General features: G+C 39.3%; 1 protein-coding gene and 1 pseudogene. Both read left to right on the top strand.

From position 1 onward, the window contains the following. Nucleotides 1-189 precede the first annotated feature (189 nt). A complete protein-coding gene (locus J5224_RS28575) occupies nucleotides 190-912 on the top strand; it encodes an HNH endonuclease (protein ID WP_264628478.1) in 723 nt (240 codons plus the stop codon). 50 nt (nucleotides 913-962) lie between these two features. Then, a pseudogene (locus tag J5224_RS28570) lies at nucleotides 963-1,244 on the top strand (hypothetical protein); the annotation flags it as partial.

The raw sequence follows: 1,244 nt of genomic DNA, 5'->3' as shown, positions 1-1,244 counted from the left end.
TTAATGACTGTTACCACCTTGTGTGACAGCCATTAGTCACATCTTAACACTCATCCTGTATGTACACATTTCCCCTTCCATTTTACATTTCCACCTGACGGCTCTGCATGTTGTCCAAAATTTGTCAGTTGCACATTTTCTGCACTCTGGTTAGCCTGAGTTTAATATTAGTTTCAGATTGGGCCGACGATGACAACAGGAACAAACCGTGCTTTCAAGTACGGTAATCAGCCGATAAGAATCACTACTGTTCAGGTGGTAGAGGAGTTAGGTGGGGCTGCAACTATAAAGCAGGTCGATTCTTTTCTTAGAAGAATGTATCCTCACTATCGCGACAATACGCGCTCAAATCTTGTGATTAACACCGTAAATTGCAATCGAAGTCATTGGGATTGTAATAAAGTTGCAAGAAGAACAGATGATACCAATCATCGATACCATCAGTATGATCGATTATTCAAACGTGGAAACGTTTTTGAAGTTTATCAACCCTCTGTTCATGGTGTTTGGGAGTTGTACCAAGATCAACAAGGCAAATGGTGTTACCGCAAAGTGAAATCTGAGTTTGAAAAAGCTGTTGATGCTGCGTCAAAACTTTCCTCATCAGAACGCAAAGAGATTTTAAAAACGGAGAGTAAAACTCCCGAGCTAATCGTGGTAACAACACGAGTTTATAAGCGAAGCCCGTATGTAGTTGCCGAAGTTCTTTTAAGGGCTAATGGCAAGTGTCAAAGCTGTAAGCGTGATGCTCCTTTCCTGAAAGAAGATGGCACACCATTTCTTGAGGTTCATCACATTGAGTGGCTTTCTAATGGAGGCGATGATTCTGTGGAAAATGCTATTGCGTTATGTCCGAACTGTCACCGACAGGTACATTATGGGGTTTTGGCGTTAGTATCAATTAATAAATAAAGAATACCGGTTTGTGATAATATGAGTAGAGCAAATATCCTGAGGATTCTATGGGGATTGATTTGATATCTGGCTTAATTAGCACTATAATCGGCGGTATATTCACATTGTGGGGGACGATGATCGAAGGTAGACACCAGCAGAGAGGAAATGAAGAACAGACTAAGGATATTAAACTAAATGTATTGATTGGCGTTAAAGTGGAAATAATATCCCTCCTTGATGTTTATAATAATAGAATGTTTAAGGCAATCAAACTATATGATTGTTCTAGCCCATTTTTTCTATTTTTCCCAATCACACAATATAACTTTTCTTTCTATATGACTGGT

It is taken from the genome of Candidatus Symbiopectobacterium sp. NZEC135, assembly GCF_025962695.1.
This window is presented reverse-complemented; position numbering and strand designations above follow the sequence as displayed.